At 66.1% G+C, this 6,350-nt stretch carries 7 protein-coding genes; 5 read left to right on the plus strand and 2 right to left on the minus strand.

Annotated features, from left to right (window positions below; all coding sequences use genetic code 11):
* Nucleotides 1-35 precede the first annotated feature (35 nt).
* The 4 genes from NZU74_18635 to NZU74_18650 all read left to right on the plus strand — a co-directional run bounded on the left by NZU74_18635 (nucleotide 36) and on the right by NZU74_18650 (nucleotide 2,498).
* Complete coding sequence (locus tag NZU74_18635) at nucleotides 36-671, plus strand: 4-vinyl reductase (GenBank protein MCS6883351.1); 636 nt, start codon at nucleotides 36-38, stop codon at nucleotides 669-671.
* 130 nt (nucleotides 672-801) lie between these two features.
* The gene (yidD, locus tag NZU74_18640) at nucleotides 802-1,014 is read left to right on the plus strand and encodes a membrane protein insertion efficiency factor YidD (GenBank protein MCS6883352.1); all 213 of its coding nucleotides are present in this window, start codon (nucleotides 802-804) and stop codon (nucleotides 1,012-1,014) included.
* Nucleotides 1,015-1,257: 243 nt separating this feature from the next.
* On the plus strand, nucleotides 1,258-1,935 hold the full coding sequence (locus tag NZU74_18645) for a sigma-70 family RNA polymerase sigma factor (protein MCS6883353.1): 678 nt from the start codon (nucleotides 1,258-1,260) through the stop codon (nucleotides 1,933-1,935).
* Nucleotides 1,936-2,024: 89 nt separating this feature from the next.
* The gene (locus NZU74_18650; protein MCS6883354.1) at nucleotides 2,025-2,498 is read left to right on the plus strand and encodes an anti-sigma factor; all 474 of its coding nucleotides are present in this window, start codon (nucleotides 2,025-2,027) and stop codon (nucleotides 2,496-2,498) included.
* 310 nt (nucleotides 2,499-2,808) lie between these two features.
* Here NZU74_18650 and NZU74_18655 read toward each other — a convergent pair whose 3' ends face one another.
* Both NZU74_18655 and NZU74_18660 read right to left on the minus strand, forming a co-directional pair.
* Nucleotides 2,809-4,812 carry a DUF11 domain-containing protein gene (locus NZU74_18655; protein MCS6883355.1) on the minus strand — a complete coding sequence of 668 codons (2,004 nt, stop codon included), beginning with the start codon at nucleotides 4,810-4,812 and terminating at the stop codon, nucleotides 2,809-2,811.
* 14 nt (nucleotides 4,813-4,826) lie between these two features.
* A complete protein-coding gene (locus tag NZU74_18660) occupies nucleotides 4,827-5,729 on the minus strand; it encodes a sortase (GenBank protein MCS6883356.1) in 903 nt (300 codons plus the stop codon).
* A gap of 384 nt (nucleotides 5,730-6,113) precedes the next feature.
* Here NZU74_18660 and NZU74_18665 point away from each other — a divergent pair, with 384 nt between their 5' ends.
* Nucleotides 6,114-6,287, plus strand: a complete 174-nt coding sequence (locus tag NZU74_18665; GenBank protein MCS6883357.1) for a hypothetical protein — start codon at nucleotides 6,114-6,116, stop codon at nucleotides 6,285-6,287.
* Nucleotides 6,288-6,350 lie beyond the last annotated feature (63 nt).

Raw genomic sequence — 6,350 nt, forward strand, 5'->3', positions numbered from 1 at the left:
TTCTCTGCATAGCTGTGTAAGGAGCCAGAGAGCCCATGACGTCAGTAGAAGAATTCCGTGGCCTGCATTACCCCAACAAAATCGGACGGCTCACGTTCCTTTCCCTTGAAGAGGTTATGGGCCAGAATGGAGTGAAGGCGCTGCTCCGCCTGGCTGATCTCCCCCAGTATCTCGAGGCCTATCCTCCCAACGATCTGAAGCGTGAGTTCCCGTTCGAGGCCATCTCCGCCACCTCGGTAGCCTTAGGGACGATGTACGGCCCGCGTGGGGCGCGCGGTCTGGAACTGCGCATGGGGCGCGTGGCTTTCACCCTCGGGCTGAAGGAGTTCGGCCCCCTGCTGGGGATGGCTGACCTGGCCCTCAAGCTGATGCCGATCACCATGAAGTTGAAGATCGTGCTGAACGCCACGGCGCAGACATTTGACCGCTTCAGCGACCAGTCCAGCCACGTTGAAGAGGAACGCGGGCAGTTCGTCTACCATATCACTCGCTGCTCGAACTGCATTACGCGCCCCCAACCCGGGCCGGTATTCTACATGGCGCGGGGAATCATCGAAGAAGCGACAGCCTGGGTCTCCGGCGGCCGCCGGTTCGCCGTGGAACAGTGCTCGTGCATCGGGCAGGGCGCCTCGTCGTGCAGTTTCACGATCAGTAAGGAACCTCTAGAGTAACCGCGCTCACGCCTGACAACTCGCTCCTTCGCGGCATGCAGCAGCCACTCCAGCCGACTGTCGGACGATTGAGCTAGCAGCGCCGTTCATTGGCGCTTCGCCTACTCATACGGTCACACGGTGGCAGTTTATGCTCCGCTGGCTTGCCATCAAGTTGATCCGCTTCTACCAACTGGCGATCTCTCCGTGGTTGCCTCCTAGCTGCATCTACACGCCGACCTGTTCACAGTATGGCATCGAGGCGATCAGCAAATACGGCGTGTTCAAGGGCGGCTGGTTGACCTTCAAGCGCCTGCTGCGCTGCGCCCCCTGGGGCCGCGGCGGGTATGATCCTGTTCCGTAAAGGCCCTGCAACCCTGCGCGCCGATCGGTCGTCATACCCGCAGAACAGAGGACCTATGACGAAAGTCCGGGATGCCCCTCCGCCCGCAGGGTGATGCCCGGAGGTGAATCCTGTGCCATACTGGGCGCAGTGCAGACCATCACAATGGCGCAGCAACACTCGCAGGCCAGATTGCCCTCCGGGCCAGCGCGCTGGCTCGGAACGCAGGTGCTCTAGCGGGTCCCGGCGTCAGGAAGGGTAACGGTGGCAGAACCAACGCGTGAGTTGATCGTCCAGGCCCAGGCGGGTGATCCCCAGGCCCTGACCCAGATCGTTCTGGGACAGCAACATTATGTCTACAGCATCGCGATGAGCGTGCTGAAGAACCCCGAAGATGCCGCCGACCTGACCCAGGAGGCGTTCATCAGGCTGTTTCGCGCATTGCCCCAATACAATGGCGAGAGTCGTTTTACCACCTGGCTGTACCGGCTGGTGGTCAATCTGTGCCGCGACGAGTTGCGCCGGCGCGGGCGCCAGGTGGCGATTGCCCCTCCGTCGTCCGACGACGAAGAAGCCGACCAGCTCGCCAGCATCGCGGACGACGACCGCTGGGCCAATCCCGCCGAGGCGCTCGACACCCGCGAACTGCGTGATCAGGTGCGTCAGGCGCTTGGGCAACTCGAGGAGCACTACCGGCTGGTGTTGACGTTGTACTACTTCGAGGATCTGAAGTACACTGACATTGCGGAGATCCTCGACATTCCGCTGAACACTGTGAAGAGCCACATCCGGCGCGGGAAGGAGCGCCTGGCCGCCATTCTGGAGACCCAGGAGCATCCTCCGTCCGCGCGCGCGGCAACTCAGGCGCGTCGCGGCGACCGCCGGGACCACTTCCCCGGCGCCGCGCCGTTGCGTCTGCTGCCGGGCGCGACCGGAAGCTAATTCGACTTGGGATTTTGGATTTGGGATTTTGGATTGCCGTGGACGGCGTCCCGATGAGAGCTGGCGATTAACGGAACTGGTATAAGACGATGCGTGACCCTCTGGAACCAACCGCGCGCGGATCTGATGACGCCCTTGATCGGGTCCTGCGCCAGGAGCTGCGCTGGGAAGCGCCGCCAGACGTTACGGCGCGCTTGCTAGGGCTGATCCCCAACGGAAGTCTGTGGGCCGAGGCGTTGCAGCGCCCGCGCCCGCAGCCCTGGTACAGCACGCTCGTCCTGATCCTCACCGCCGTGGCAGTGGGCCTCTCGCTGGCGGTGGCCTGGCAGGTGCTCGGCTCGCTTGGCGCCGAACTGGGCATTTTCGCCATTCTGGAACAACTCCGCGCCATCCCCGCCATTGGCCTCCAGCGATTGTATGAGGCGTTGCCCGTCTCGCGCCAGATTGTGGCCGTGCTGGTGATCGTGCGCGAACAACTCCACTGGCTCCTGCTCGCGATTATGCTCTGGCTGGCCCTCGATGGCTGGCAGCCGCGGCGGCTTTCCGCGCGCCAGACGCGGTAGTCCTCCCTTGCGGCCGCGCCCTCTCAAAGAACTGGGGAAACCCGGTTTCCCCACGCCCCTGCCCGTGGGAAAACCGCGGGCGCGCCCGCGCCGGTAGGAAAGAGACGGGAAACCCTTTCCCCACGCCCCTGCCAGGGTGCCAGGGGAAACCGGATTTCCCCACGCCCTGCTTGCCAAAGGCTTAAGGGAAACCCGGTTTCCGCTCACCCCTCCGTGCCGAAGGCTGAGCGGAAACCGGGCTTCCCCCTTGCTCTCGCCCGTCCAGAAAGCAGGCGGTGGCGCAACCCCTCCGGGTTGCGCCACCGGGCATTTACAGCCGGCTCCTGGCCCGGTGCAAGCGAATGGTGCGCGTGAGGAGCGTGCCGCCGAGGAGCATGATGCCCAGGAACGGCACGCCAGCGCTGGTTTCGGGCAAGGGCGCGGGCGGCGGTGACGGCGGCGCCGGGGCTACGGTCGGCCTCGGAGTGGCTGTCGGAGCACTGGTCGCCGTCGGTGCAGCAGTGGCCGTGCGGGCAGGGGTCGGGCTGCGCGGCGGCGGGTAGGGCACGGCGGTGGGAGTCACCTGCTGAGCAATCGGCGGCGTTGGCGGCTGCACGGCGCCTACAACCTGCACCGAGACGATGTTCGAGAACAACGGCGCCGGACTAAGCCCGTCGTAGAGCAACTGTCCCTGGACAACAATCAAAGTGCCCGCCAAAACATCGGGCCTGACGCGAGTGGGAATGGTGATTTCAACCCCTTCGCCGGACTGGAGCTGGTCGAGGGTATAGTTCACATCATTGCCGCTGACAGCAGGATCAACGCCGCGATCGGCGCGCGCGCCCAGCACCTCCAGGTTGGCGGGCAGGGTGCTGCGCACGGTGAGGTTACGCAGGGTGTTCGCGCCATCGGCGGCAGGCGGGCGCGTGTTGCGCACGACCAGGGTGAAGTTGACCTGCTGGCCCGGGTAGGCGCTGCCCCAGTCGCTGGCCAGGCGGAAGAAGACGTCGGTCGTCACACCGGGGGGAGTAACCGGCGTTGCCGTGCTCGTGCCAATGGGAATGAGCGGCGCCGGCGTATTGGTCGGGCCGAGAGGCGCGCGCGTCGGACGCGGAGCGGCGGTGGGACGCACAATCGGACGAGACGGAGGGACAGCCGCCACCGTAGGCGGCTCCGTGGGCAGTTCAGGGATCACCACGGGCGGGGGCGGGGGCGGCGCGGGTGGCGCGGGCGGCGGCTGGGTAGGCGCGGGCGGCTCCGGTTCCTGTTCGCCCGACGGCGGCGGAGGCGGCGGCTCCGGCGGAGGAGGGCTGGTTGGCGGCACGCCGGGGGTCGGTGGTGGGCCGCCGGGGGTGGGCGTCGGGCCGCCCGGCGTCGGCGCCGGGCCGCCGGGGGTGGGCGTCGGGCCGCCGGGAGTGGGCGTCGGGCCGCCGGGAGTGGGCGAAGCGATCGGCGCACCACTGACCCGCACCACTACCGTGCGCGAGGTTTGCCCGCCTGCGGTGGCGGTATTGGCGATGTTCGCGCCCGCGGCGACAGTGGTCCGCACCCGCACCTGAATGGTCACCGTAGCCGGATTGGCATCGTTAACGGTCAGGGTGCACTGCACCGTCTGGCCGACATTACAGCTCCCGGAACTGGAACTGGCGCTCAGCACCTCCAACTCGGGACTGATCACATCCTGCATCGTCACCTGTTGATTGGCCGTGCTATCGGTAACGACGGTGACGGCAAAGCTAAACTGCTGCCCCGGCGCAGCCTCGGACACCGAGGCGACTTTGAAGACCCGCACGCCGGTGATGGGTACAGGAGTATCCGTCGGCGCAACCGTCGTCGGCGTGCCTGTGCCGACCGTAGGCGTCGGCGTGGCCGTCCCGCTCGTGGGCGTCGGCGTGGCTGCGCCGACCGTGGGCGTCGGCGTGGCTGTGCCGACCGTAGGCGTCGGCGTGGCTGTCCCGACGGTGGGCGTCGGCTCGGGGGTATTGGTAGGCGGCGTCGCAATGGGCGTCGCCGTCACAATCTGCTGGGGGCTGCCAGTATCGGTTGGCGTAGGCGTCTGCGTATCGGTAGGGAGCGGGGCCAGGGTATTGGTGGGAAGCGGCGTATTTGTCGGAACGATGGTCGGCGGCAGGACGGGATCTACTGTGGGCGCTTCAGGGGTGCTTTCCTGAGCGGGCGCGAGTGGGGGAAAAACCAGACCCATCGCTCCCGCGTAGAGCGGGAAGGCGATCATCAGGATGCTGAGCAGGATCAACCCCAGTTCCAGCTTCGTCCAGCGCGCGGGGGCGCGGCCACGGCCAGGCGATGATGGGCGACCTCGTGAATGCGGCTGCATACCAACTCCTCGCTTCAGGAGCGCGGGCGGGCGTCGGCAAGGTCGGCAACGACCACCAGACGCTGCGTGTCCCAGTTCGTGCAGGTAATCAGGGTCAGCACCGGCGTCGAGGTAGGCGCCATGACCTCAACCTGGGTGGGCCAGACCTGCAGCGTCTCGCGCACGCGGTAGACATAGCGCCAGCTCCCGGTCTCGACAATGACCTCGTCACCCGGTCTGAGCCGGCCAATATCCCTGAACACCGCGCCGCGCAACCCGGCATGGCCTGAGAGGACCGTATTGCCGATAGTGCCGGGCAGGGCGCTGCCATTATGGTAGCCCGCGGCGTACTCGGCCACTTCCCATTCGCCATCAACAACGAAGATCTCGCGCACCGGCATATCGGCGCCGATGCCGGGCATGACCAGCCGCTGCGGGCGGGGATCATCGCTGAGGGGCCCCGCGGCGGGAACGGCCTGCGGGGCCAGAAAAGCGTCGCGGGGCGCACCCCGCGCGGAAGGGTCGAGACGGGAGTCCTCGGGGCGAGTAAACGGCAGCGGCGCGCTCGCGCTCTGACCGGCAGCCGTGGGCACAACGAGTGGCGGCGTCGGCAGCGGCGCCATGGCCTGCGCCCGGGAAGCGCCCGGATTCATCCGTATATGCAAGAAATCGCGCACGGGGCCGTCGAACAGCCAGTAGCCAAAGGCGATCAGTGCGGCGACGACCAGCGCCCGCTCCAGCACCATCAACCCACGATCAACCCAGTTGCGCAGGCGGAAACCGCTCAGGGCGATACGTTGCTGCTGGGAGGCCGACCGCAGGCGAGCCGGACGGATCTGGTCCTCCCGGCTCGGCAGTTCGCTGACGAGCAGTTCAAGCAGCAGGTCGTCATCATCAGGCCCGGCGTCATTGCCGGGCGCGCGCGGCGTGCTTCTCATGGGGGGCTCGGTTGTCGGCGCGGCATTGGGGGGCAACCCTGAGGGTTACCCTGCCATAGTTCATTGCGGTCAGCCGGGGATCATTATACAACCTGGTCTGCACCATTGCAATAGTCTCATGCCTACAGAATGAGGGATTCGGCCTCGATTCAGGCGTCAAGTGTAAAGTGATGTGGAAAGAGCAGGCGGTCCAACCGGCGACAATGCATTACCCGCAAATCGGAAGGGCGGATCGCCCTCCCACTTTCCTGCCCGTCTGGACTGGCAGGAGCGACCGGTTGGGCGCCCCTGCCGGTTTGCCGAAGATTAGGGAGGGAGCAGGGGGCACGCTCGGCGCCGCCTGCTGCGCTCTCCTGGTAATCCTGCCGTAATGCGCTTACCAGCATGCTTGTTAGCGAATACGCGACGATCCCGCATCTCCTCCGGCGGTTCGAAGCTGTGCCGCCGCTACGTCCCGACCGCCGCGCGACGGACCGGGGCGTTGATGAACGGTCAGGCTGGAAAGGAGTTGCCGAGAACATTGCCAACTCATCGTTGCGCGCCATCCCTCGCGCCTGAACGCCCGTCTCTGATTGCCGGTCCAAATCATTTCGCTCATCGGTCGTCTGTGCATCGTTGTTG

It is taken from the genome of Chloroflexaceae bacterium (genome assembly GCA_025057155.1).
GTDB lineage: Bacteria > Chloroflexota > Chloroflexia > Chloroflexales > Chloroflexaceae > JACAEO01.